This window comes from Ruminococcus flavefaciens, from assembly GCF_900116855.1.
GTDB classification, from domain to species: domain Bacteria; phylum Bacillota; class Clostridia; order Oscillospirales; family Ruminococcaceae; genus Ruminococcus; species Ruminococcus flavefaciens_R.
In genome coordinates this window covers 149,024-172,774 of the sequence record NZ_UETD01000002.1, presented here as the reverse complement: position 1 = coordinate 172,774, position 23,751 = coordinate 149,024, and the positions used below count along the sequence as shown (strand labels likewise).

The following is a 23,751-nucleotide window of genomic DNA, read 5'->3' as shown; positions in this document are numbered from 1 at the left end:
TTATGTTTGATTCAAACTTTTTTACTGCTGCTGCCGAAAATGTAAAGGAAATGTCTATCGGTGATGCGGCTATAACTGCTGTATTCGGTTACTGCGTTGTCTTCTGCGGACTTATTTTTCTGATGATAGTTCTTTATTGCACAGGCGCTTACTTCAAGTCAAAGAATGCAAAGGAAAGCGCTAATGCAGAAGCTGCAAAGAAGACTGCACCCGAGACTGCTCCTGATACAGAAAAGGAGCTTCCTCTTGCTCCCGGTTCAGCAGGTCATGTTAAGCTCTTTGACGTTCCTGATAAGGAAGCTGCTATGATAATGGCAATAGTTGCCGACAAAATGCAGAAGCCGCTCAATGAGCTGCACTTTATTTCCATTAAGGAGGTCAAATAATCATGAAGTATAAAGTAACTCTTAACGGCAAGACCTATGAGGTTGAGGTAGAGCAGGGTAAAGCTGTTCTGCTTGATGAATATGAGGCACTTGCGCCAGCTCCTGCAGCTGCCGCTGCTCCTGTTGCTGCTGCCCCTGCTGCCGCAGCAGCTCCCGCTCCTGCACCTGCAGCCCCTGTTGATCTTGCAGCAGGTGAAACAGTGACAGCTCCTATGCCCGGAAACATCATCAGAGTTGATGTTGCTAAGGGCGACGCTGTAAAGGCTGGTCAGATCCTCGTTATCCTCGAGGCTATGAAGATGGAAAATGAGATAGTAGCTCCTAAGGACGGTACAGTTGCTCAGGTAGTTACAAGCAAGGGTTCTGTTGTAGATACAGGCGCTCCTCTGGTTGTTATCGCATAAGGAGGACTTGAAATGGATATACTTGAAACCCTTAAAACTCTTTGGGAAAGCTCCGGATTCCATAGCTTTCTCATTGACGGAGGCTGGAAAAATCTTATAATGATCCTTATTTCCTGTGTCCTCCTTTATCTTGGTATCAAGAAGAAGTTTGAACCGCTTCTTCTCGTAGGTATCGCGTTCGGCTGTCTCCTCGTAAATCTTTCTTACTTTACAGGCGGAGATACATCCGATGCACTTTATCATATGAATCTTTGGGACAACTTCCTCGACCCTGAGCATCAGGATTACCACAGCTACGGAGCTATCATGGCTCATGGCGGACTTCTTGATATACTTTACATAGGTGTCAAGGCAGGAATTTATCCTTCACTTATTTTCATGGGCGTTGGAGCTATGACAGACTTTGGTCCTCTTATCTCCAATCCTAAGAGCCTTCTTCTCGGCGCTGCTGCTCAGATGGGCGTATTCCTTGCATTCTTTGGAGCAGTTTGCCTCGGATTCAGTGGAAATCAGGCTGCTTCCATCGGTATCATCGGCGGTGCTGATGGTCCTACAGCTATCTTCCTTACAACTAAGCTGGCTCCCGAGCTCCTCGGACCAATAGCTATCGCAGCTTACTCCTACATGGCTCTTATCCCTATGATACAGCCTCCGCTCATGAGACTTCTCACCACCAAGAAGGAAAGAGAAGTAAAAATGGAGCAGACTCGTGTCGTAACAAAGACAGAGAAGATCATCTTCCCTATAATAGTTGCTATGTTCGTAATCCTTCTTCTCCCTTCAACGGCTCCTCTCGTAGGCTGCCTTATGCTTGGTAATCTCTGGAGGGAGTGCGGAGTGACAGAGAGACTTTCAGATACAGTTCAGAATGCTCTTATGAACATCGTAACTGTATTCCTTGGAATTTCCGTTGGTGCTACAACAGCTGCCGACAGATTCCTTTCACTTGAGACCATCAAGATCATTGTTCTTGGTCTTACAGCATTTGCATTCTCAACTATCGGCGGACTCCTCGTTGGAAAGATCATGTATAAGCTTTCAGGCGGCAAGATAAATCCTCTTATCGGTTCCGCAGGTGTTTCAGCTGTTCCTATGGCTGCCCGTGTATCTCAGATGGAAGGTCAGAAGGCTAATCCCTCAAACTTCCTGCTCATGCACGCTATGGGACCGAATGTTGCAGGTGTTATCGGTTCTGCTATCGCAGCTGGATTCCTCCTTGCTGTATTCAAGTGATAGAAACTTAATACAAAATCCAAAGCCACGGCGTTTACTTGCTGTGGCTTTTTTATTGACAGCTGTATACAAATGCTTTATAATTATGATATAAAGGAGGTGCGATATGAGCTATTTTACATTTGATAATAAAAAGATATATTATGAGGAGAATGGCAGCGGAACACCACTGTTATTCCTTCATGGCAACACAGCTTCTTCTAAAATGTTCACAGATTTCAGCAAACGATACACGGACAGTTACAAAGTTATACTCATAGACTTCCTCGGACACGGAAGATCGGAAAGGTTATCGGAATTTCCTGCCGATTTATGGTTTTATGAGGCTCAGCAGGCAATTGCATTCCTCAGGCTTAAACATTATGACAAGGTTAACATTATAGGTTGCAGCGGGGGAGCAATTGCTGCTCTGAATGTAGCACTTGAGGCGTCCGAATGTGTGGACAAAGTCATTGCTGACAGTTTTGAGGGCGAGAAAGCTGATGAAGCCTTTGTAAAAAATCTGCTTTCCGACCGCAGTTCTTCGCTGGAAGATACAAATGCAAGGGGATTTTACTCCTATATGCACGGTGATGACTGGGAGCAGATCGTTCATAATGACACATCGGCTATAATCAGACACTCAAAAGAAGTTGTGAATTTCTTCCACAGACCTATCAGTGATCTTAAAGCTAAGGTGCTGCTCACAGGAAGTAAAGGCGATAATTTTATGTACAGTGTTGCACATGATTACTACGAAAAAGTATACGGTAATATGCTTGAAAAGCTGACCAATGGCAGTATGCACCTCTTTGAATGCGGGGATCATCCTGCTATGATGACAAATCAGGACGAATTCTATAAGCTCAGCATGGAATTTTTAGCGTAGAACAGGACAATTTCAATATATATAAAGCCTTCATAAAAAGTTTTCATGTTTATCATGAAAAAAATTACGGAAAGACTTGCAAAAAAACTTGAAATAGTGTAAAATAGTAATGTACGTTGTTAATAATATAACAACAGCGACCAATGTATCTTATTACGAAAGGATGTCATACCCATGGCAGGATTAAACAAGGTTACTGTAGAAGACATTAACGTTAAGGGCAGAAAGGTACTCGTAAGAGTTGACTTCAATGTTCCTATGAAGGACGGCGTTATCACAAATGATAACAGAATCCAGGCTGCTCTTCCCACTATCAATAAGCTCGTTGAGAACGGTGCAAAGGTTGTTCTTTGCTCACATCTCGGCAAGCCCAAGAATGGTCCCGAGGCTAAGTTCTCACTGGCTCCCGCAGCAGCAAGACTTGCTGAGCTGGTAAACACAAAGGTTACATTCGCAGCTGATGATACAGTTGTCGGCGACAACGCTAAGAAGGCTGTTGCTGCTATGAAGGACGGCGAGATCGTTGTTCTTGAAAATACACGTTTCCGCGGAAACGAGGAGACAAAGAACGGTGAGGAGTTCTCTAAGGAGCTTGCTGACCTGGTTGACGGTGAAGTATTCGTTATGGACGCTTTCGGTTCTGCACACAGAGCTCATGCTTCAACAGCAGGCGTTACAAAGTTCGTTAAGGAAACAGCTGTTGGTTACCTTATGCAGAAGGAGATCCAGTATCTTGGTAATGCAGTAGAGGTTCCTGAGAGACCCTTCGTTGCTATCCTCGGAGGTGCTAAGGTGGCTGATAAGCTCAATGTTATCTCTAATCTTCTTGAGAAGTGCGATACACTTATCATCGGTGGTGGTATGGCATATACATTCATCAAGGCACAGGGCGGCTCTATCGGTATGTCACTTGTTGACGAAGAAAAGCTTGACTACTGCAAGGAAATGCTCGCAAAGGCTGAGAAGCTCGGCAAGAAGATTCTTCTTCCCGTTGACACAGCTATTGCTGCTTCATTCCCTGATCCTATCGATGCAGAGATCAGCGTAGAGTATGTTGACGCTGACAAGATCCCTGCTGACAAGATGGGTCTTGATATCGGTCCTAAGACAGCTGCTATCTTTGCAGAGGCTGCAAAGACTGCAAAGACTGTTGTTTGGAATGGTCCTATGGGCGTTTTCGAGAACCCCACACTCAGAAAGGGTACAGTAGCTGTTTGCGAGGCACTTGCTGAGGCTGACGCTACAACGATCATCGGCGGCGGCGATTCTGCTACAGCTGCTATCCAGCTCGGATTTGCTGATAAGATGAGCCACATCTCAACAGGCGGCGGTGCTTCACTCGAGTATCTTGAGGGTAAGGTACTTCCCGGCGTTGCAGCTATCGCTGAAAAGTAATTACATTATCAATAGGGCGGATAGAAATATTCGCCCTTATTGTAATAAATGAGGTGTAAATATGAAACTCATTACAAGAGCACAGGAGGATAAGACAACTCTTATTCTTCTTTCCGTCGTTTGTTTTCTTCTCGGAGTTGTTTTAGGTTTTGTTCTTTCTCCTATAAAGAAGGGCATTGCTATCGGAAACAACAGCGGTAACAATTTCGGCGACAATGACGCAGATATGCTTCCGTATTACGGCGACGATGATGACGACGAATTAAAATTCTGATAAAAGGAGTTATATACCATGAACAAGAATCTCAGAAAGGCAATTATTGCCGGAAACTGGAAAATGAACAAGACTCGTCCCGAGGCTAAGGCGCTTCTCGAGGCTATCAAGCCTCTCGTAGCTAATGCTGAGGGCAAGATCGAGGTTATTGCTTGTGTTCCTTTCACAAACCTTGAGACAGCTATCAACACAACAGCCGGAAGCAACGTTAAGATCGGTGCTGAGAACGTTCACTTTGAGAAGAGCGGCGCTTTCACAGGCGAGATCTCAGCTGATATGCTCACAGAGCTCGGTGTTGAGTACGTTGTAATCGGTCACAGCGAAAGAAGACAGTACTTCGGTGAGACAGATGAGACAGTTAACAAGAGAACTATCGCTGCTCTCGAGGCTGGTCTCAAGCCTATCGTATGTGTTGGTGAGCTCAAGTGGGAGCGCGAGTGCAACATTACTGAGGAAGTTATTGCTCGTCAGATCAAGCTTGACCTCTGGTCGCTTACAGCAGAGCAGGTAAAAAATGTTGTTATAGCATATGAGCCTGTATGGGCTATCGGTACAGGTCTTACAGCTACTCCTGATCAGGCTGAGGAAGTATGCGGCTTTATCCGTACTCAGCTTGCTAAGCTCTTCGATCAGGCTACAGCAGACGCTGTAACGATCCAGTACGGCGGATCTATGAACGCAAAGAATGCTGCTGAGCTTCTTGCTAAGCCCAACATCGACGGCGGTCTCATCGGCGGTGCTTCACTGAAGGCTGAAGACTTCAATGTGATCGTTCAGGCGGCTGTAAACGGCTGATTAAACTGATATCTCTTATTCTCCCGACTGAACAAGACAGTCGGGAGAATAAATATTATAGTTTTTGATAATCAATAAAAAAATATCGAAGAACGATAATTTTATATTGACAAATAATGCTTGCCGTGCTATACTATTGTCATAGAAGGACAAAGTGTTTTCCTTTGTCCAATCTTTTAGAAGGGTGATTCTATGACTAATAATAAAGCAAGAGCAAAAAGATCGGTATATTTCTATATTAATGTTTTATTTGTACTTTTTTTCTTTTTCCTTGGCGGCTGTTTCATTGTGTTTGCTGCTAATGGAATAACAGGAATACTTTTATTACCATTCCTTGCGGCTAATTTCTTTCTTGTCATCTTTTTTCGTAAGAATCGTAAGGACGGTACTTTCAGAGTGCCTCTTATAATCGTTCGCATTATCACTATATTATTTGCTGTGATCATTTTTGCTTCTCCGATAATAGGAGTATCGTTTAAGAATAATAAGTTTTTTTATCCCGTAAAGAGAGCAATTTGGGGATATGGGATAAGATCAGACAGTGAATGGAAAAGAATTCTTCCGCAGCATCTTCCTGAAAACTGTGACGAATACTTCTTTCGTACGGAAATGTCAGTTCCGGCACAGGATTATCATCCTTACGCTTATCTTGTCATGCGATGCGATAAGGAGCAAATAAAAGAGTATATCTCCGAAGCTAAAGCTAATGGCCTTGAATATATCAATAATGAAAAGACTTTTAGTGAATACAATTTTGATAATAAAACTGACATTGAACTTTATGAAAAGGATGTCAATTACCGTGTGAGCGTTAATTCAGACTATTTGAGTATTCCGCATCATGTTTTCATTTGGCTCAGTGATGAACAGAAACTTGAACTAAGCACAGATGCTGTTGTATATAAGAGCGGCAGATTTGGCTGTGCATTTGATGAAAGCTCAGGACTTTGCTTGTTTTGGGCATGAGCATTATAACTAACGGCAGAAATCGTATTTTCCAAGAGGGGAGTACGTTTATTGCGTGACTGACTAATGTCGGCACATATAGATATTTTAACTTATCTTTAAAGGAGAATTTTTATGTCAAAAAAACCCGTAGCACTTATAATCATGGACGGCTTCGGCTATAACCCCGATACATACGGCAACGCTATTGCAGCAGCCAAGAAGCCGAATCTTGACAAATACATGGCTGAGTGCCCGAACACTATTATCGGCGCAAGCGGTCTTGATGTCGGACTTCCCGACGGACAGATGGGCAACTCCGAGGTAGGACACACAAATATCGGCGCAGGCCGTATCGTTTACCAGATGCTGGTCAAGATATCCAAGGATATCAAGGACGGCGCATTTGAGAGCAACAAGGCTATCCTTGACGCAATGAACAGCTGTAAGGAAAAGAACAGTGCTCTTCACCTTATGGGACTTCTCTCACCGGGCGGAGTTCACAGCCACATGGAGCACCTTTTCGGCATTGTAGAAATGGCTAAGAAGAACGGTCTTGACAAGGTTTACATTCACGCATTCCTTGACGGAAGAGATGTTCCGCCTTCTTCAGCAGCTGAGTACATGGAAGAAACTGTTGCTGAGCTTAATAAGATTGGCCTTGGTAAGATCGCTACTATCTCTGGACGTTTCTATGCAATGGACAGAGACAATGCTTGGGACAGAGTAGAAAAGGCATATTCCGCTCTTGTTTACGGCGAAGGCGTTCAAGAGGCGGATCCTGTTCAGGCAATAAAGAACTCATATGCCAACGAAGTAACTGACGAGTTCATGCTTCCCACAGTTATAGAGGGCGGCGCTCAGATCAAGGCTGATGACAGCGTTATATTCTTTAACTTCCGCCCTGACCGTGCAAGACAGATCACACGTTCATTTGTTGATCCTGATTTTAACGGCTTCGAGAGAAAAAATGGTTTCTTCCCTGTAAACTTCGTTTGCATGGCTCAGTATGATGCTACAATGCCTAATGTATCTGTTGCATATCCTCCCGAGCAGCTCACAATGACTATGGGCGAATACCTTTCCAAGCTTGGAAAGACTCAGCTTCGTATCGCTGAAACGCAGAAGTATGCCCATGTTACATTTTTCTTTAACGGTGGTGAGGAGAAGCAGTTCGAGGGCGAGGACCGTATCCTTATCAAGTCACCTGACGTTCCAACATTTGACCTCAAGCCTGAGATGAGTGCGTATGAGGTTTGCGATGCTGTTTGCGAGGCTATCGATTCTGACAAATATGATGTGATCATTCTCAATTACGCTAACTGCGATATGGTCGGTCATACAGGTATCTTTGATGCTGCTGTAAAGGCTGTTGAAGCAACAGACACTTGTGTTGGACGAATGGTTGAGAAGATACTTGCAAAGGGCGGCGCAGCTCTTATCACTGCCGATCATGGTAATGCTGATAAGATGATGGAGCCTGACGGAAGTCCCTTTACAGCACACACAACTAATCCTGTTCCTCTTATTGCTGTAGGCGTTGAGGGCGAACTCATCGAAGGCGGTGTTCTTGCTGATCTTGCTCCTACAATGCTTGATATCATGGGAGTTCCTCAGCCTGCTGAAATGACAGGAAAGAGCCTGCTCAAGAAATAATCAAACTTTATATAAAAAAGCCACACAGAGCAGTCTGATGTGGCTTTTTTGCTGACATTATTAAATTATGGTTGCAAATACTAACAACTTATGATATAATATTATCAAGTTAGTATTAGGAGCTATAATATGATAAAAAAGATGTTTGCACTCTCGACTGTTTTATCAGGAATACTGTTAATCAGCGGATGCTCTCAGAAAAAGGAAGCATCCGATATCAATATGACATCTCAGACGAGAGATGTGTTTGCAATGGATACGTTCATGAACATGAAAGCCTATGGTCAAAATGCAGATATTGCTCTCAGTGAAGCAGAGAAGCGGATACTTCAGCTTGAAGAAGAGCTATCCGTTACAAATGAGACCAGCGACATATGGAAGATTGATCACAGCGATGGAAAGTTAGTTGAAGTCAGTGATGACACAGCAATAATAATTAATAAGGCTATAGAGATGGGGGACAGAACAGGTGGAGCCCTTGATATTACCCTTTACCCTGTTCTCAAAGAATGGGGATTTACAACAGGGGATCATAAGATTCCTGGCGAGCAAACTCTTAAACGCCTTCTCGAAAACGTAGATTATAGTAAAGTAAATATAGACGGAGATACTGTTAGCCTGCCTGAAGATGTTGAGATTGATCTTGGAGCTCTTGCAAAGGGATATACAGGAGATGAGATAATGAAGTCTATGGCAGGCAACGGCATCAGCTCAGCTATCGTTAGTCTCGGCGGAAATGTTCAGGCACTGGGGACGAAGCCTGATGGAAGCAACTGGAAGGTAGCTGTCCGTGACCCGTTTGCTCCCGATACTGATATGTGTATTATTGAAATTGCCGACAAGGCAGTAATAACCTCGGGAAATTATGAGCGTTATTTTACCGCTGATGATGGCAGTGTATACTGGCATATTCTTGACCCTGCCGACGGATATCCTGCCGATAACGGACTTGTTTCTGTCACTGTAATAGGCGACTGCGGGCTCGACTGCGACGCTTTATCTACCGCCCTGTTTGTAGCAGGCTATGACGGCGCAAGGAAACTGCTGAAAAGTGATCCTTCTTTTGATCTTATACTTGTTTCAGATGATCATAGGATATACTACACGGAAGGTATAGCCGACTGCTTTACAAATATAAGCAGTATGGAAGCAGAGGTGATATCACTTGACTAAAGGAGTAAAGCTTCTAATAGGAGCGGTTATAGTTATATTTGCAGCTGCTGTAGTTTTTGCTATTATAGGCTCAAAGCCGTCTGACAGTACATGGGTAGATATCGTACAGAATAATAAGATCATTTATCATCTTGATCTTTCCGAAGAGAAAGACAGGACATTCAAGATCGATTATCCCGATGGAGGTTGGAACGAAGTACAGATTAAAGACGGACATATCAGCATAATTGATGCGGATTGTCCCGATCACACCTGCATTAAAACAGGTGAACTCCGTTCAGAGAACATTCCTATTGTATGTCTTCCACACAAGCTTGTCATAAGGTTTTCGGATGAGGGGGCAGGCGAGTGATGAAAGCACACAAGCTGGCAAGACTTGCACTGCTCACTGCTCTTGCTCTGATAATATTTATAATTGAACTTAGAATAGATATTATTCCTATCCCCGGAGCAAAGCTCGGACTCGCCAATATCATTACTGTTTATGCTGTTTATAAGTACAGTGCGAAAGAGACAGCAATGATAGTATTTGCAAGAGTTCTCCTCGGTTCCATATTCGGAGGGAATGTCTCGGCGATAATGTACAGTATGGCAGGTGCGGTATTCTGCTTGACAGGAATGCTTTTAGTAAAGCGTATAGTGCCGCTGAAATACATATGGCTCAGCAGCATCATAGGAGCGATCCTGCATAATACGGGACAGATGATAGTTGCTGTTATCGTTATGCGTTCCTTTGCTGTATTATCCATATATCCATTCCTGCTGATAACAGGTTGTATTGCTGGTGCGTTTACGGGGCTATGTGCACAGTTCCTGATAAACAGAAATCTTGATGTAAAAGATAACAAAAACGAAACGTGATTACGGATTCCTTGCTTTTTGATGAATACTATGATATAATATTCATGAGGTGAAACAAATGAATCCAATGAACGCATTCAAGCTTAAATCCCTTCTTGATCGGTTTCTTACAAACCATCCGAAGCTACCGCCGTTTTTCAAAGCAGCTGTAGGATCGGTAAAGGAGGGGACTGTTATAGAGATAAAGGTGATATCTCCTGATAATAAAACAATAATCTCTAATCTCAAGATAAACGATGAGGATATGGCAATCGTTGAGGAACTAAGAGAATTGAAATAAAAAGCTGCCGCAGCTTTTACTGCGGCAGTTTAATATTCTATACCTTTTCGGGCAGTTATACCATTATCGAAAGGATGCTTTACAGCATTCATTTCTGTCAGATAATCCGCACGTTTTTTTAGCTTATCCAAAGGATTTCTGCCTGTCATAACTATTTCTCCGTTTGACAGATCATTGTTAATAAAATCGTCTGCAAGCTCAGTATCAATGAGCTTTTTATTATATGCATCTATGAATTCATCAAGAACTACAAGCTGAACAGAATTGCTTCTGAGAAGCTCTGCGGCTTTTCTGAGCATTTCGTTATGGCAAAGAGTTACTTCGTTTTTTTCAAGGTCGTTCATCGCAAAGGTAAACTTTTGGCATTCTTCACAGCATATGACTGTAACATTTTCAAGTTCTTCGAGAACTGAAATCTCTGATGATGATCCGTTTTTAAGAAACTGAAAGAAAGCAACTTTCATTCCCGAACCAACAGCACGCACGGTAAGTCCAACAGCTGCCGTAGTTTTTCCTTTGCCATTACCATAATAAATATGTAACATATTATATCACCTCATAGTTGTATTATAACATATCGTGCGTAAATAATCAATACATATTTTGCTTTTTTAAGAAAAGATCACTATTATTTAAGGAGTGTTTTAATGAAGTCAATAATATTCTTTGATATTGACGGAACTATCGTAACCGAAGATGAAAGAGCCGTTATTCCCGAGAGTACACGGGAAGCTATTAAAGAAACGCGAAAAATAGGAAACCTTACTTTTATCAATTCGGGAAGAACAGCTTTTAATATCAGTCCCAAAGTAAAGGAACTTGGTTTTGATGGATATATTTGTGGGTGTGGGACTTATATCGAGTATGGCGGAAAAGTATTGCTTAAAAGAACGGTACCTAAGGATGAGTGTATAAGAATAGCGAAGCTTCTCAGGGAATGCAGAGTTACGCCCGTTTATGAACATTCAGATGGCTATTTCTTTGATGATAAGGCAACGATGACCGATGGACTCAGGTATTTCATGGAGGTGTTTGTTGACAGCGGGATAGATGTCAGCGGCAGAGTTGAGGATGATGATTTCGGTTTTGATAAGTTCGTTATCTGGCAGAATGAAAACAGTGATATGGAGCTTTTTAGGCGTGAGATCGGTAAAAGCTATTCTATTATCGACAGGGGAGGCGGATTCTATGAGAATGTTCCTCTTGGATTTTCAAAGGCTACAGGTATAGAAACGATATTAAAGCTTTTGGATATACCAATGGAGAGAGCTTATGCTATAGGCGACAGCATGAATGATCTTCCTATGCTTCAGGCTGTCCCTAACAGTATAGCAATGGGCGGAGCAGAGAACATTTATCCTTATGTCTCGTACATAACTACTCCAATTGAAGAAGATGGTATTGCTAATGCACTTAAACACTATGGACTGATTTAATAAATTTGTCATTTATTATGCAATTATTGCTATTATTATCAAATATTGCGATTTATTGTGCTTCTTTTTTGGCGGTTCTTCTCCTTGAAATACAAATATAGCTATGTTATAATAATATTGATGCCTATGGCAAATATTATGAGAGGAACGGCTTTTTAGCTGATTGGTGTATCATGAATATAGCAGTTGCTCAGTCAGGCGGTCCAACCTGTGCGATCAATGCTTCTTTGGCAGGAGTATTCAGTGCAGCACAAAAATCTCAGAAGATAGACAAGATTTTCGGAGTTATCAACGGTATCGAGGGCATTATCAATGACGAGATGGTTGATCTGGAAGAAAAGATCAACAGTGATGTAAGCTATCAGCTTCTTCTCAGAACTCCCTCCGCTGTACTTGGCTCATGTCGAAAAAAACTTCCGAACTACAAGGAGAAATCTGAGATATACGAACGGATAACAGAGGTGCTCCGCAGCCATGATATCGGAGCTTTCTTCTATATTGGCGGAAATGATTCCATGGATACCGTTGCTAAGTACTCTTCATATCTAAAAGATAAAGGAATAGAAGACATTAAAATAATCGGTATCCCTAAAACTATCGATAACGATCTCTGTGAAACCGATCACTCACCCGGATTCGGCTCTGCTGCAAAATATGTTGCAGTTACTGTTCAGGAGATCACTCGCGACAGTAATGTTTACAGTATACCTTCTGTAACAATTATTGAGACCATGGGACGTCACGCAGGATGGCTTGCAGCAGCGGCTTGTTGTATACGCGCAAATGGAGAGAGTGCTCCTCACCTTATATATCTACCCGAGACAACATTCAGCATAGAAAGATTTCTCTCAGATGTTAAGGATCAGATGTCAAAGCACAGAGCTGTTATAGTTGTTGTTTCTGAGGGTGTCAAGACAGCTGAGGGGAAATTTGCTGCAGAGGAATTCCAGTCGGGACAGAAGGATGTATTCGGTCATGTATATCTTGCAGGTATCGGTAAGTTCCTTGAAAAGCTTGTAGCAGCTGAAATAGGATGTAAGGTCCGTTCAATAGAACTCAATGTTATGCAGCGCTGCAGCTCCCATATCGCTTCACTTGAGGACATACAGTCATCTGAAGCAATTGGAATGGCGGCGGTCGAGACAGCTTTAAAGGGTAATTCAGGCTGTATGATGACATTTGTTCGTGAATCCAATATGCCTTACAGCTATAGGATAGACACTGTTGATGCTTCAAAGGCAGCAAATTCAGAAAAGTTTTTCCCCCGCGAGTGGATCAACGAAGCCGGAAATAATGTACTGCCTCCCGCTTATGACTATCTTATGCCGCTTATTCAGGGCGAGCTTCACGCGATCATGAAAAACGGAATGCCTTTAAACTTTGTTATATAATAAGAAGCCCTCGGTTAAGCCGAGGGTTTTATATTACAAAAATACCGAGCCTTTTTAAAGGCTCGGTATCGCTTTATTCAGATGTGAGTTGTACTTTACAGCTTATATCACTTGACTGAGGGGGCAAGATTTGCTCTCTTCTTCAGCAGGAATTCCTGAATGAACATAGCGTCATTTGAGGTAAGACCTACTGTAGAACTGTCAACGTCTCCGTTGAGTCTGCCCTGCTCGGTAACAGTATATTTGTTGGGACTTGCAAGGGTCTGCATGATGAGGATAGCATCAGCCAGCTCAACAGTTCCGTCGCAGTTTGTATCGCCATAAACGGCTTTCTTTGTAACCGAGGGATCAGTCGATGTGTTTTCCTTCTTTTCGCCATCAGGCTTTGTTCCGTCGGGCTCAACACCCCAGATAAGCTCCCCGTCAGCATAAAGTGTGATCTTATCTGTTATAGCTGCTGCTTCATTGTCGTCTGCGAAAGAAACGAGATCAGCATAGCTGTAGTCGTTTGTTGAATCCCAGTGAGGATATACGCATTTTTCCTCGTCCATCTTAGTTGTAAGAGCGAACTGGAATACACGGCTTCCGTAGAAGTCGCAATTCTTCCACTGGATGTCGATATAGTAGTTTCCATCATCGTCGTACTTGAAAGGACCTGTGAACTTAGCTTCGTTCTTTCCGTTTGAATAGCTCTTTTCCTGGTCGTAGTCGATTCTGGGAACGATATAATCTACATCGTAGCCAGCTTCTGTAAGCTCAGAAATATTGAAGTAATATCTTGCTCTGAGATCACTTTCAAATTTCGGAGGATTGATAGTTCTGTTGTAGATAACAACCTTGAGCTGAACACTGCTGTCCTGTTCCTGATTCTTTCCGCCTGCGGCGTAGATACCAACAGGAAGGGGATTGCCGTCCTTGTCGACCTGATCGTAGCCGATAGCGTTAGCTGACATATCGAAATCAGGATTGATGTGATTTTCTTTTTCAAGCTCCTTGCCCTTTGCACCATAGAAGTGGTACAGACCTGCAAGATCGCCGCAGAAGCCTGCGTTATAGTCATCTGTAACTTCGTTATAGATATAGTCCTTTGTGACATCATTATGGAAATCCTTGAGGTCGGGACCGCCTACGAGAGCGCCCCAGAGGGTGTGTACCTGTACGGTAGGATCTTCCATGCTCTGTTTACCTGAGCAGTGAGATGAGCGGTGGTGAGGCTGTGAAGCGAAATTGTTTCCATAGCCTACCTCGTAAGCGTAACCCATGGGATTCTTACCGAGGATGTATTCCATCTGAGCCTTTGCCCAGGGGAGGAATGTGTCATCACCTGTAGTCTTTGCATATACACAAGCACAGAGACCTGCTGCTGTGTTGTAACGTGCAGAACCGTAACCAGAAACAACTGCCCAACCCTTAGGAGACTTAGCGATAAAGTCGCTGCTTGTGTCACTGTTGGGGAGGTCAGGTATCTGATCACAGGTCATAGGCGTATTCCAGAGGTAGTCGTCCATGCCGAAATATTTATGACCTCTTACAGGCTCATAGCCCCATTCGGAAGCATCAACCTCAGCGTTACAGCCTGACCAGAACTCGAGGTTGTAACGGAAGATGTACCAGTCACGGGCAGTGTTGGTAACAGGAGCAAGCTTAGCGAAAACGCCGCCCCAAACTGTATCCCAGCAGTGTACCCAGATGTTCTGCCAGCAGTTGCCTGTATCTGTGATGATACGCTTCATATAACCTGTGTAGGGATGAGCGCCCTTATCGTTGGTTGTAGACTCATCAACGTCGATGATAGCCTTGATATACTTGTCGTAAGCTGCATCCTTCTGAGTCTCATCTTCAGCAACAGCAGCGTAGTAAAGCCATACAGCTGCCCATGAGAGCTCATCATAGTCGTAGCTTGAGTGATAGAATCCGCCGTCGTAACCGAGAACCAGCGAACTGGGAGTTGAACCGGGAGTCCATGATTCTTCGTGTGTAGCAACAGCAAGCTCATAAAGTGCCCTTGCGTATTTGAGGTTCTTAGCGGCGTAGGTCGCGTCTGTATCCTTGAAGTTAAGATAATTAATAGCCAGTGAAGCTGCAGCGCCTGCACACTGATCGGGGGCGGGCATCTCAGCAGTTGCGAAGTAAGCAGGTCTTTTTACTGCACAGCTCGATGAAGCAACAACTGTATCATCGACCTGAAGCTCAGGAGCACACCAGTAGTTGTGGTCGTTATTACCCTCTCCGACCTGATAACAGTATGCGATAGCGTTTCCGTCATCATCAAGGAAAGTAGCCTTCATAAAGTAGTCATTGATCCAGCGCATTTCGTCCTCAACGTGCTCATCGAGGCCCATTTCCTTATATGCATCTCTGAACTCATAGTAACCCCAGCCGACTGTTGAAGCGGAGAAGCTTCCGGGGAGACCGAACTTAACATGGTCACCGGCATCGTGCCAGCCGCCTGTGAGGTCAAGCTTTCCATCGCCATCGGGATCGAGGTACTTGCGGTTCGCCTCAATGAATTTTGAAGACATATTAACGCCTTCATAAAGTCCCTTTGCAGCACTGAGTCCGCCGTCGCCGTCACCTTCGCCCTTAGGCTGTTCGTCTTCTTTTTTCTCCTGCTCTTTACCGTTCTGTGAACCGTCGTTCTTTGCCTCGCCGTAGAGTTCAGGCATAGGATTCATTGGCTGGAGCGGTATCTCTGCATCCTTTACATGGCAATTGCCTCTCCACGAGTAATAGCCGTCATCGGCGACCTCGTCACCGCACTTGTTTGCGTCATAGAAACATAACGCAAGCTGGAGTGCCTCAGCAAAGTTGTCATAATTGTTTGGTTTGCCTTCCGTGATAACAGCTGCATTAACATTTGTCACCATGCTACTTGACAAAATGGTAGCAGCTGCAGAAAGGCAGGCTAATGATCGTTTGAATATCTTCGCCTTTTTCATTTAGATCTTCCTTTCAAGTTGTAATTCTATCTATCGCAAAAACTCCCGCCTCGGAGCTTTCACGACATAGCCGTATTACTTCAGCAGATTTTTTTTCTTTAATCTGTCAAAAACGATATTATAGCCGTCGTTACCGTCCTTCAGTGAGCGGTTTACTCTGCTTATTGTAGCTGTACTTGCGCCTGTTTCTGTAACAATGCTGTTGTATACTCTGTGTTCATCGAGGAGTTTTGCAACGTGAAGACGCTGAGCAAAGGCTTTCAGCTCAATGCTTGTGCAAAGGTCATCAAAAAACTTATAGCAGTCGTCAACGGAATCAAGAGTAAGTATAGCTTCAAAGAGCAGATCCATGCTTTCGGATTTGATTTTGTCGATCATAGTAATTCTCCAATCTGCCTTAAAGGCGTATGCAACAATTTCTTACTTTACATTTTAACACATTATTCCGTAAAAGTAAAGCCCTTTTTTATAAGTGGAACATTGAAAGCCAAAAAGCCCGATAGTACATACACCTTTGTGTATATCATACCACATTCTCAACAAAAAGTAAAGATTATTTCTTAAAGTTCGCAAAAAATGGAGATAATAACCAAACTTCCGCAAATATTCGCATAGTCAGTCATGAAAAAATACTTAAATTATATATTAAATTACTATATGATTTTAATTATTTAATCCGTATAGCAAAATGATATATCATCCCATGCTGTACAGAAGCGTTAGGGGGTTGAATTTTTTTTATTTTTATTGTATAATATAAAGAACCGATATTATCGGTTATTAGGATGAATATGATATACCATACAGAAACGCGGTGATTTTATGGAACAGACAATAAAAAGCGATAAAAACATAGAAGAGGCTAATATCCTCTATACAGTTGCGATGAGGGGGCTTGTTGCCTTTCCGAAAATGGTCATGCATTTTGATGTTTCACGAAGCAAGTCTATGGCTGCTGTTGAGAGATCTCTCAAAGAGGGAGGCAAACTGTTTCTTGTTACTCAGCATGAAGCATATATCGAAAATCCCAAGGCGTCCGATCTTTACAAGGTCGGTGTCGTTGCCGAGATAAAGCAGGTGCTGAAACTGCCTGACAATATCATGAAAGTGCTTGTTGAGGGTGTATATAAGGCAAATCTTGTACGCCTTATAGATGATGGCGAGGTGCTGAAAGCAGAGGTAAAGCGTACTCCCACTTACTCAAGGGCAAAGGTGGACGAGGTTGAAGCTGAAGCTCTTATGCGATCGGTCAAGGATGTATTTGAGAGATATGCGTCATTCTTCCCGAGGATGCCTAAGGAGCTACTAACGTCTATTATGACGCAGGATTCTCCCATCAAGCTTTTTGAGACGGTAACGTTTAACTGTAACCTTAACTACAGAGACAAGCAGACTCTCCTTGAGGAGACTAATGTTATCAACAAGCTCTCTGTGCTTTTTGCCTGCTTAACATCCGAGGTCGAGATTCTCGAGCTGGAAAACCTTATCAACGAGCAGACTAAAAACAGCATTGATAAAGGACAGCGTGAATTCTATCTTCGTGAACAGCTCAGAGTTATTCAGGAGCAGTTGGGCGAGGACGAGGGCGAGGAAGCTTTCGGCTACATAAATGATATTATGGAGCTTAAATTAGACGAAAAGAGCAAGGAAAAGCTGTTGAAAGAGGCAGATAAGCTTACAAAGCTGCCTCCGTCATCACAAGAAGCTTTTGTAATAAAGAATTATCTTGATACAGTCCTTGATCTTCCGTGGGGCAAATACACAAAGGCAAAGCTCTCTATGGAGAAGGCTGAAACTGTCCTCGAAAAGGATCATTACGGTCTGAAGAAAGTCAAGGAGCGTATACTCGAGTTTCTGGCAGTTTATATGTTAAATCCCGAAATAAAGGGACAGATAATCTGTCTTGCAGGCCCTCCCGGCATCGGTAAGACATCTATTGCCAAGTCCATTGCTAAGGCTATGGGCAGAAAGTATGCGAGAGTCTCTCTCGGCGGTGTCCGCGATGAGGCTGATATAAGAGGTCACAGAAAAACATATGTGGGAGCAATGCCCGGACGAATCATAACTGCGATCTCACAGGCAGGCTCCGCAAATCCACTCATTCTTTTTGATGAAATTGACAAGCTTTGCAGCGATATCAAGGGTGATCCGTCATCTGCAATGCTCGAGGTTCTTGACGCTGAACAGAATAATGCTTTCCGTGACCACTTCATCGAAGTGCCTTTCGATCTCAGCAAGGCTGTATTTATTACAACAGCAAACAATGTTGGCGCTATCCCTGCGCCGCTTCTTGATAGAATGGAAGTTATCGAGCTGCCAAGCTACACAGCAGAGGAAAAGTTCCATATCGCAAAGGAGCACCTTATCCCCAAGCAGCTCAAGGAACACGGACTTAAAGCTTCACAGCTGAAGATAAGTGATGACGCTATTGACGAGCTTATACAGTATTACACCAAGGAAGCAGGAGTACGTTCGCTTGAAAGGAGCATCGCATCGCTGTGTAGAAAAACTGCAAGGCGAATTGCTGCTGATGAGGTGAAGCGTGTGACAATAAAGGCGAAGGATATCAACGGATATCTGGGCATTAGAAAGTACCTCGGCGATCTCTCTTCCAAGGAGGATCAGGTCGGCGTGGTAAACGGACTTGCATGGACATCAGTAGGCGGAGTTCTTATGCCCATCGAAGTTATAACCATGAAGGGAACAGGCAAGATCGAACTTACAGGCTCACTCGGCGAGGTCATGAAGGAAAGCTCCAAGATAGCTGTAAGCTATGTCCGCAGCATTGCAGAAAAATACGGTATTGATCCCGATTTCTACAAAAACATCGATCTGCACATACACGCTCCGGAGGGGGCTGTTCCCAAGGATGGTCCATCAGCAGGTGTGACCATGACTACTGCTCTTGTCTCTGCACTTTCGGGTCTTAAAGTCAGATCGGATGTAGCTATGACAGGCGAAGTGACACTGCATGGAAAGGTGCTTCCTATCGGCGGACTTCGTGAAAAGACTATGGCTGCGTATAAATCAGGAATAAAGACTGTCATTATTCCTGCTGCAAATAAGCCTGATCTCGAAGAAGTTGACGAAGTTGTAAAGAACGCGATCACCTTTGTGTATGCAGAGGAACTTACCGACGTTCTTGATACAGCTCTTATAAAATAAACATCGTAAGGAGGTAACGCCGTGAAACTGAATTACAATAAAGCGGAGTTTACCGCCGCATATGGCAAATTTTCACAGATACCTGCGCCCGAAAGGATAGAAATAGCCTTTGCGGGACATTCCAACGTGGGAAAATCTACGCTTATCAATAAGCTTTTCAACAGAAAAAATCTTGCCAGAGTAAGCTCGGTCCCCGGAAAAACCGCAACAATTAATTTCTACGGACTGGAGAATATTTACTTTGTTGATCTTCCGGGCTATGGCTATGCAAAGGTATCAAAGTCCGAGAAAGAGCGCTGGTCGGGACTTATTGAAGGCTATCTCAGCTCTGACAGAGACATCCGTCTTGTGTTCATGCTTGTGGATATGCGGCACGCTCCGACCAAGGATGACGTTCAGATGATAAATTACCTCATTGATACGGAAATGCCTTTTGTTCTCGTTCTGACCAAGGCTGACAAGCTCAACAAGACCGAACGCACGAAGAGACTTGAAGCGTTCAAGAACGAGATACCGTGCTTTGAGGATATACATACCATACCTTTTTCGTCGCAGACATTCGAGGGAGTCGAAGAACTCAGACAGATAGTTGAGGATATCGCAGACGACAATGACGTCGCTGACGAATAAATTATACCCGAAAGGATGTTAAAAATGTTTGTATCCGAAAATCTCAATGTCAATTCCGAGGGGCATCTTACCTTCGGCGGAGCTGACACGGTGGAGCTTGTAAAAGAATACGGCACACCGCTCTATGTCATGGACGAGCAGATGATAAGAAAAAGTCTTCGCCGTTTTCATGACAGCATGAACAAGTATTATAACGGTCAGGGCGAAGTTCACTACGCAAGCAAGGCTTTTTCCTGCATGGAAATGTGCAGGATAGTTGCTGACGAGGGTGATGGTCTTGATGCAGTTTCCATCGGAGAGCTTTACACAGCTCTCAAGGCTGGATTTCCTATGGATAAAGTCGGCTTCCATGGCAATAATAAGACTGATGAGGAGCTTCGCTTTGCAGTAGAAAACAAGGTCGGTCATATAATCGTTGATAATATAAGCGAGCTTCACAGGCTCGAAAAGATCGCCGAGTCACTGGGCGTTTGCCAGAATATAATGTTCAGGATCAAGCCCGGAATCGATGCTCATACCCATGATTTTGTTAAAACAGGACAGATCGACAGTAAATTCGGATTTGCACTTGAAACGGGAGAGGCTTTTGAAGCTGTTAAAGAAGCTGTAAGTTGTAAGAATGTAAGCCTTTACGGTCTGCACTGCCATATCGGCTCACAGATATTTGATATTGCACCTTTTGAAGAGGCTGCAAAGGTTATGCTCGGTTTTATCGCAAAGATAAAGAATGAGCTCGGATACGAGATCGAAGGGCTCAATCTTGGCGGAGGATTCGGAATCAAGTATACTGACAAAGATGACCCTTCACCTTTTGAAACGTACCTTGAGCGAGTATCTCAGACTGTAAAAACCGAGTGTGAAACTCTTGGAGTAAAGCTCCCCAAGATGTTCATTGAACCGGGACGTTCTATTGCTGCACCTGCGGGAATAACACTCTATACTGTTGGTGCTCGCAAGGAGATCCCCAATATCAGGACTTATATATCCGTAGACGGAGGTATGGCTGACAGTCCCAGATACATTCTTTACGGCTCGGGGTATACAGCTATTGTTGCAAACAAGGCCGATCAGGAAAAGACCGAAAAGGTAACTATCGCAGGAAAGTGCTGTGAGAGCGGTGATCTTATCGGCGAGAATATGCCGCTTCAGTACGCTGAGTCCGGCGATATAATCGCGGTTTGCGCTACAGGCGCTTATAATTACTCTATGTCTTCAAATTATAACAGACTCCAGAAGCCTGCTGTAGTTTTTGTAAACGAGGGTAAATCGCGTATTGCAGTCAAGAGAGAAACTCTTGATGACATAATCAGAAACGATATATAAAAACGACGGGCAGAGGATAACCTCTGCCCGTTATATTCTATTTATATAGCTTTCCCTGCCATGTATCAAGCTCGGCAAGTCGTTTGTCGATTCCTCCGAGAACGGCTATTTTGTCCCTTGTCCAGTCGGGAGCGATCAGCTTTTGTTTATCACCGTCACCTGTGATACGTTCTATGACAGTCTGCGGCGGAAGCAGTTCAAGCTGATTTACAACGATATCGATGTATTTGTCACGATCAAGAAGTCGAAATCTTCCTTCAGAATACCATTTTTCCAGCTCTGTGCCTTTTATGACATGGAGCATCTGTATTTTTACGGCTTCAGGAACAAGTCTTGCAAGCTCATAGGCGGTTTGTATCATCATTTCTTCAGTTTCATAAGGGAGACCGTTTATAATGTGAAGACAAGTCCGTATACCTGCGCTTTTCAGCTTATAGAAGCCTTCCAGAAACTCATCATGGGTACAGCATCTGTTTATGAGCTTGATTGTTGGATCGTGACAAGTCTGCATACCAAGCTCAACAGTCAAGGCTGTTTCGGAGTTGATCTCGCTCAGAAGATCGATGGTTTCATCTGAAAGGCAGTCTCCGCGCGTGCCTATGGAGATACCGCACACATTTGGAAATGTAAGAGCGGCTTTGTAGTACTGCCTCAGCGTATCAATGGGAGCGTATGTATTTGTATTTGCCTGAAAATACGCGACAAATTTAGCACTATCTCCGTACTTTTTACATATTCTTTCTCTTTCAAGTATGAGCTGACCCGATATGTCCGCATACGGATGGGTAAAATAACCACTGCCCCCATCGCAGAATATACAGCCGCCGGTCCCTTTGCTGCCGTCAATATTCGGACAGGTCAGACCACAGTCGATAACAGCCTTATATATTTTGTGTCCAAATCTTGTTCTGCTGTAGTAATTCAGAGTGTGATAGCGCTTGTTATCACAAGAAAAAACGAAAGGACTTCTGCTCATATGACCACTCCTTGTGAAAATATGTTATCATATAACCGCTTTTTTGTCAATAAATAGTATATAAAAAAATAATATCGCAATATATGGCTTGATTATCTATTGACATTTTGCACAATGTGAGTTAAAATAATAATGTATCAATCATATCTGGAGAGTATAAAGTGCATAAAAATATTATACTTATCGGTATGCCGGGAGTCGGAAAAAGCACAGTAGGGGTGATCCTTGCCAAGCTGTTGGGATACAGCTTTGTTGATACCGATCTTGTCATACAGAAAAAAGAGAAAAAGCTTCTGAAGGACATCATTGCCGAAAAAGGGATCGATGGCTTTATAGAGACCGAAAACAGGATACTGAGCTCGTTTTCTGCCGATAATTCAGTTATTGCCACGGGCGGAAGCGTTGTTTACGGCAAAGAGGCTATGGCTAATCTTTCCGATGAAAGTGTTGTAGTTTATCTTAAACTTGACTATAACAAGCTGAGATATCGTCTCGGAAACATTAAAAACAGGGGAGTTGTCATCCGCAAAGGACAGTCTCTGAATGCATTGTACAAAGAAAGAGTTCCGCTATATGAAAAGTATGCCGATATCGTCATTGACGAAAACGGCTGTAACATTGAAAAGACCGTAAATAAAATTATGGCTGAGTTGCAGAATTCTTTGTGAGTATTCCACAATTGTAAGCTCCAAAAAGAGCATATTTGCACAATTTTATCTTTTGTTTCAAAAAGTTCTTTGACATTTAGGTAATTATGTGTTATAATGTACAGTAGGATTATTATTATTAATAATTATCAGAGTCCGGTGCCGTTTATGCAGCAAAACTGCTTTGGCTTGCGGATATCGGAAAGGAAACGAAATGTCTAAAATTATTGCTATTACCTCAGGAAAAGGCGGTACTGGAAAATCTACCGTATGTGCAGGTCTTGGTTATACTCTCGCAAAACAGGGTCACAGGACTCTCATTATTGAACTGGACTTCGGTCTCAGATGTCTCGATATCATTTTCGGAGTTGAGGATAATATCAAGTATGACCTCGGAGACGTTCTCAGCGGAAAAAAGACCGCTCTTGAAGCAGTTGCCCAGATCCCTATGGCTTCAAATCTGAATATCCTTTGTGCTCCCAAGACTCTGACCGCAGTTAATGCTGAACAGATAGTTGAGATCTGCCGTTCAGTAAAGAAATACTTTGAATATATCATTATTGATACAGGCGCAGGAATTAATTCCCATGTTTTCGACATTGTTGAGCAGGCGAATCTTATTCTCGTTATCTCTACACCCGATCCCGTCTGCATCAGAGATGCAAGTCTCATGTCGGATGAGTTTTATAACAGAGGAAACAAGAGCCAGCGCCTGATCATCAATAAAATAAGCAAAAAGATAATCGGAAGCGAGCTCATTTCCAACCTTGACGAAATAATCGATAAGGTCGGCGTTCAGCTTATCGGTGTTATCCCTGATGATTTCAAGATGACTGTTGCTACCGGAAAGGGTAATCCTATCCCTACTGACAGCGAAGCACTCAGAGCATTTGACGCTATCTCTAAACGACTTGGCGGAGAATTCGTTCCGCTTACAGTTAAGACTGTATAAATGAAAATATTCCGCTTTGCGG

24 protein-coding genes are annotated in these 23,751 nt (G+C 43.3%); 20 read left to right on the top strand and 4 right to left on the bottom strand.

Annotated elements, in window-relative coordinates; genetic code table 11:
• The first annotated feature begins 2 nt into the window (after nucleotides 1-2).
• From DSZ37_RS00895 to DSZ37_RS00835, 13 genes are all read left to right on the top strand, one after another.
• The gene (locus DSZ37_RS00895; RefSeq protein ID WP_109725092.1) at nucleotides 3-386 is read left to right on the top strand and encodes an OadG family protein; all 384 of its coding nucleotides are present in this window, start codon (nucleotides 3-5) and stop codon (nucleotides 384-386) included.
• Nucleotides 387-388: 2 nt separating this feature from the next.
• Nucleotides 389-790, top strand: a complete 402-nt coding sequence (locus DSZ37_RS00890; protein WP_028520481.1) for a biotin/lipoyl-containing protein — start codon at nucleotides 389-391, stop codon at nucleotides 788-790.
• A gap of 12 nt (nucleotides 791-802) precedes the next feature.
• Nucleotides 803-2,023, top strand: a complete 1,221-nt coding sequence (locus DSZ37_RS00885; protein ID WP_109725091.1) for a sodium ion-translocating decarboxylase subunit beta — start codon at nucleotides 803-805, stop codon at nucleotides 2,021-2,023.
• Nucleotides 2,024-2,129: 106 nt separating this feature from the next.
• Nucleotides 2,130-2,891 carry an alpha/beta fold hydrolase gene (locus tag DSZ37_RS00880; RefSeq protein WP_109725090.1) on the top strand — a complete coding sequence of 254 codons (762 nt, stop codon included), beginning with the start codon at nucleotides 2,130-2,132 and terminating at the stop codon, nucleotides 2,889-2,891.
• Between the two features lie 174 nt (nucleotides 2,892-3,065).
• Complete coding sequence (locus DSZ37_RS00875) at nucleotides 3,066-4,286, top strand: phosphoglycerate kinase (protein WP_109725089.1); 1,221 nt, start codon at nucleotides 3,066-3,068, stop codon at nucleotides 4,284-4,286.
• Nucleotides 4,287-4,347: 61 nt separating this feature from the next.
• A complete protein-coding gene (locus DSZ37_RS00870; protein WP_109725088.1) occupies nucleotides 4,348-4,560 on the top strand; it encodes a hypothetical protein in 213 nt (70 codons plus the stop codon).
• An 18-nt stretch (nucleotides 4,561-4,578) separates the two neighbouring features.
• Nucleotides 4,579-5,355: a triose-phosphate isomerase gene (gene tpiA, locus DSZ37_RS00865; protein WP_109725087.1), complete on the top strand. Its 777-nt coding sequence runs from the start codon at nucleotides 4,579-4,581 to the stop codon at nucleotides 5,353-5,355.
• Nucleotides 5,356-5,547: 192 nt separating this feature from the next.
• Nucleotides 5,548-6,321, top strand: a complete 774-nt coding sequence (locus DSZ37_RS00860; RefSeq protein WP_109725086.1) for a hypothetical protein — start codon at nucleotides 5,548-5,550, stop codon at nucleotides 6,319-6,321.
• A 114-nt stretch (nucleotides 6,322-6,435) separates the two neighbouring features.
• Nucleotides 6,436-7,956 carry a 2,3-bisphosphoglycerate-independent phosphoglycerate mutase gene (gene gpmI / locus DSZ37_RS00855; RefSeq protein WP_109725085.1) on the top strand — a complete coding sequence of 507 codons (1,521 nt, stop codon included), beginning with the start codon at nucleotides 6,436-6,438 and terminating at the stop codon, nucleotides 7,954-7,956.
• Between the two features lie 129 nt (nucleotides 7,957-8,085).
• Entirely contained in the window at nucleotides 8,086-9,129 is a 1,044-nt protein-coding gene (locus DSZ37_RS00850) for an FAD:protein FMN transferase (protein WP_109725084.1), read from the top strand.
• Nucleotides 9,122-9,481: a NusG domain II-containing protein gene (locus DSZ37_RS00845; protein WP_109725083.1), complete on the top strand. Its 360-nt coding sequence runs from the start codon at nucleotides 9,122-9,124 to the stop codon at nucleotides 9,479-9,481. Before DSZ37_RS00850 ends, DSZ37_RS00845 begins: the two co-directional genes overlap by 8 nt.
• Nucleotides 9,481-9,990 (top strand): Gx transporter family protein, encoded by a 510-nt coding sequence (locus DSZ37_RS00840; RefSeq protein ID WP_109725082.1) that lies wholly within the window; start codon nucleotides 9,481-9,483, stop codon nucleotides 9,988-9,990. Before DSZ37_RS00845 ends, DSZ37_RS00840 begins: the two co-directional genes overlap by 1 nt.
• A 58-nt stretch (nucleotides 9,991-10,048) precedes the next feature.
• The gene (locus tag DSZ37_RS00835) at nucleotides 10,049-10,270 is read left to right on the top strand and encodes a hypothetical protein (protein WP_109725081.1); all 222 of its coding nucleotides are present in this window, start codon (nucleotides 10,049-10,051) and stop codon (nucleotides 10,268-10,270) included.
• Nucleotides 10,271-10,299: 29 nt separating this feature from the next.
• On the opposite strand, the gene DSZ37_RS00830 is transcribed toward DSZ37_RS00835, so the two are convergent.
• Nucleotides 10,300-10,815: a cob(I)yrinic acid a,c-diamide adenosyltransferase gene (locus DSZ37_RS00830; RefSeq protein WP_109725080.1), complete on the bottom strand. Its 516-nt coding sequence runs from the start codon at nucleotides 10,813-10,815 to the stop codon at nucleotides 10,300-10,302.
• Nucleotides 10,816-10,917: 102 nt separating this feature from the next.
• Between DSZ37_RS00830 and DSZ37_RS00825 the strand changes: the two genes are divergently transcribed.
• Together DSZ37_RS00825 and DSZ37_RS00820 are read left to right on the top strand one after the other, a co-directional pair.
• Nucleotides 10,918-11,706 carry an HAD family hydrolase gene (locus tag DSZ37_RS00825; RefSeq protein WP_109725079.1) on the top strand — a complete coding sequence of 263 codons (789 nt, stop codon included), beginning with the start codon at nucleotides 10,918-10,920 and terminating at the stop codon, nucleotides 11,704-11,706.
• 173 nt (nucleotides 11,707-11,879) lie between these two features.
• Complete coding sequence (locus DSZ37_RS00820; protein WP_109725078.1) at nucleotides 11,880-13,097, top strand: 6-phosphofructokinase; 1,218 nt, start codon at nucleotides 11,880-11,882, stop codon at nucleotides 13,095-13,097.
• A gap of 107 nt (nucleotides 13,098-13,204) precedes the next feature.
• On the opposite strand, the gene DSZ37_RS00815 is transcribed toward DSZ37_RS00820, so the two are convergent.
• Nucleotides 13,205-16,036, bottom strand: a complete 2,832-nt coding sequence (locus tag DSZ37_RS00815; protein WP_109725077.1) for a glycoside hydrolase family 9 protein — start codon at nucleotides 16,034-16,036, stop codon at nucleotides 13,205-13,207.
• 75 nt (nucleotides 16,037-16,111) lie between these two features.
• On the bottom strand, nucleotides 16,112-16,414 hold the full coding sequence (locus tag DSZ37_RS00810; RefSeq protein ID WP_019678660.1) for a YerC/YecD family TrpR-related protein: 303 nt from the start codon (nucleotides 16,412-16,414) through the stop codon (nucleotides 16,112-16,114).
• 444 nt (nucleotides 16,415-16,858) lie between these two features.
• Here DSZ37_RS00810 and lon point away from each other — a divergent pair, with 444 nt between their 5' ends.
• The 3 genes from lon to lysA are packed head-to-tail and all read left to right on the top strand — an operon-like array spanning nucleotide 16,859 to nucleotide 21,154.
• Entirely contained in the window at nucleotides 16,859-19,201 is a 2,343-nt protein-coding gene (gene lon, locus DSZ37_RS00805; protein WP_109725076.1) for an endopeptidase La, read from the top strand.
• Nucleotides 19,202-19,228: 27 nt separating this feature from the next.
• On the top strand, nucleotides 19,229-19,831 hold the full coding sequence (gene yihA / locus DSZ37_RS00800; RefSeq protein ID WP_109725366.1) for a ribosome biogenesis GTP-binding protein YihA/YsxC: 603 nt from the start codon (nucleotides 19,229-19,231) through the stop codon (nucleotides 19,829-19,831).
• A 24-nt stretch (nucleotides 19,832-19,855) separates the two neighbouring features.
• A complete protein-coding gene (gene lysA / locus DSZ37_RS00795) occupies nucleotides 19,856-21,154 on the top strand; it encodes a diaminopimelate decarboxylase (protein ID WP_109725075.1) in 1,299 nt (432 codons plus the stop codon).
• A gap of 37 nt (nucleotides 21,155-21,191) precedes the next feature.
• Here lysA and DSZ37_RS00790 read toward each other — a convergent pair whose 3' ends face one another.
• Complete coding sequence (locus tag DSZ37_RS00790) at nucleotides 21,192-22,130, bottom strand: TIGR01212 family radical SAM protein (protein ID WP_109725074.1); 939 nt, start codon at nucleotides 22,128-22,130, stop codon at nucleotides 21,192-21,194.
• A 161-nt stretch (nucleotides 22,131-22,291) separates the two neighbouring features.
• On the opposite strand from DSZ37_RS00790, the gene DSZ37_RS00785 reads away from it, so the two are divergent.
• The gene (locus DSZ37_RS00785) at nucleotides 22,292-22,798 is read left to right on the top strand and encodes a shikimate kinase (protein WP_242978531.1); all 507 of its coding nucleotides are present in this window, start codon (nucleotides 22,292-22,294) and stop codon (nucleotides 22,796-22,798) included.
• A gap of 193 nt (nucleotides 22,799-22,991) precedes the next feature.
• Entirely contained in the window at nucleotides 22,992-23,729 is a 738-nt protein-coding gene (locus tag DSZ37_RS00780) for an AAA family ATPase (RefSeq protein ID WP_109725073.1), read from the top strand.
• Nucleotides 23,730-23,751: the final 22 nt, after the last annotated feature.

Excerpts from the sequence above, each read along its gene's own strand:
- DSZ37_RS00830 (WP_109725080.1), bottom strand. The coding sequence starts at position 10,815 with ATGTTACATATTTATTATGGTAATGGCAAAGGAAAAACTACGGCAGCT.
- DSZ37_RS00850 (WP_109725084.1), top strand. The coding sequence starts at position 8,086 with ATGATAAAAAAGATGTTTGCACTCTCGACTGTTTTATCAGGAATACTG.
- DSZ37_RS00870 (WP_109725088.1), top strand. The coding sequence starts at position 4,348 with ATGAAACTCATTACAAGAGCACAGGAGGATAAGACAACTCTTATTCTT.
- gpmI (WP_109725085.1), top strand. The coding sequence starts at position 6,436 with ATGTCAAAAAAACCCGTAGCACTTATAATCATGGACGGCTTCGGCTAT.
- DSZ37_RS00895 (WP_109725092.1), top strand. The coding sequence starts at position 3 with ATGTTTGATTCAAACTTTTTTACTGCTGCTGCCGAAAATGTAAAGGAA.
- DSZ37_RS00825 (WP_109725079.1), top strand. The coding sequence starts at position 10,918 with ATGAAGTCAATAATATTCTTTGATATTGACGGAACTATCGTAACCGAA.
- DSZ37_RS00780 (WP_109725073.1), top strand. The coding sequence starts at position 22,992 with ATGTCTAAAATTATTGCTATTACCTCAGGAAAAGGCGGTACTGGAAAA.
- tpiA (WP_109725087.1), top strand. The coding sequence starts at position 4,579 with ATGAACAAGAATCTCAGAAAGGCAATTATTGCCGGAAACTGGAAAATG.
- DSZ37_RS00790 (WP_109725074.1), bottom strand. The coding sequence starts at position 22,130 with ATGAGCAGAAGTCCTTTCGTTTTTTCTTGTGATAACAAGCGCTATCAC.
- DSZ37_RS00820 (WP_109725078.1), top strand. The coding sequence starts at position 11,880 with ATGAATATAGCAGTTGCTCAGTCAGGCGGTCCAACCTGTGCGATCAAT.
- DSZ37_RS00885 (WP_109725091.1), top strand. The coding sequence starts at position 803 with ATGGATATACTTGAAACCCTTAAAACTCTTTGGGAAAGCTCCGGATTC.
- lon (WP_109725076.1), top strand. The coding sequence starts at position 16,859 with ATGGAACAGACAATAAAAAGCGATAAAAACATAGAAGAGGCTAATATC.
- DSZ37_RS00880 (WP_109725090.1), top strand. The coding sequence starts at position 2,130 with ATGAGCTATTTTACATTTGATAATAAAAAGATATATTATGAGGAGAAT.
- lysA (WP_109725075.1), top strand. The coding sequence starts at position 19,856 with ATGTTTGTATCCGAAAATCTCAATGTCAATTCCGAGGGGCATCTTACC.
- DSZ37_RS00860 (WP_109725086.1), top strand. The coding sequence starts at position 5,548 with ATGACTAATAATAAAGCAAGAGCAAAAAGATCGGTATATTTCTATATT.
- DSZ37_RS00840 (WP_109725082.1), top strand. The coding sequence starts at position 9,481 with ATGAAAGCACACAAGCTGGCAAGACTTGCACTGCTCACTGCTCTTGCT.
- DSZ37_RS00875 (WP_109725089.1), top strand. The coding sequence starts at position 3,066 with ATGGCAGGATTAAACAAGGTTACTGTAGAAGACATTAACGTTAAGGGC.
- DSZ37_RS00835 (WP_109725081.1), top strand. The coding sequence starts at position 10,049 with ATGAATCCAATGAACGCATTCAAGCTTAAATCCCTTCTTGATCGGTTT.
- DSZ37_RS00810 (WP_019678660.1), bottom strand. The coding sequence starts at position 16,414 with ATGATCGACAAAATCAAATCCGAAAGCATGGATCTGCTCTTTGAAGCT.
- DSZ37_RS00815 (WP_109725077.1), bottom strand. The coding sequence starts at position 16,036 with ATGAAAAAGGCGAAGATATTCAAACGATCATTAGCCTGCCTTTCTGCA.
- DSZ37_RS00890 (WP_028520481.1), top strand. The coding sequence starts at position 389 with ATGAAGTATAAAGTAACTCTTAACGGCAAGACCTATGAGGTTGAGGTA.